Origin of the sequence: Prevotella sp. OH937_COT-195, from assembly GCF_003932845.1 — a bacterium.
Classification (GTDB): Bacteria; Bacteroidota; Bacteroidia; order Bacteroidales; family Bacteroidaceae; genus Prevotella.
Map to the genome: position 1 here is coordinate 1 of NZ_RQZH01000191.1, position 336 is coordinate 336.

At 44.3% G+C, this 336-nt stretch carries 1 pseudogene; it reads left to right on the forward strand.

The window, feature by feature from the left end:
• Nucleotides 1-336 (forward strand): annotated as a pseudogene (locus tag EII32_RS11860) (IS5/IS1182 family transposase); the annotation flags it as partial.

Here is a 336-nt window from a genome sequence, read left to right on the forward strand (position 1 = left end):
CCTTCCCGACAAGAAAGGTTATGAAAAGATGTTTGGACTCTTCCATAAGATCCTTTCTCAAAAACGTAACAGCCACGATAAGATATATTCCCTTCACGAACCCGAAGTACAATGTATCGGCAAAGGCAAGGAACACAAGAAATATGAGTTTGGCAACAAAGCGTACTTCATCCGTTCATCCTCGGGAATTATTCTTGCCGCCGTTTCTTTCAGGAATGAATATGACGGACATACCATGGAAGCGACCTTGCAACAAACCGAAAGAATGACCGGCAGGTGCATTGATAACTTGGCGGGCGACAGAGGATATGGAGGAATAAAGCAAGTCGGAACAAC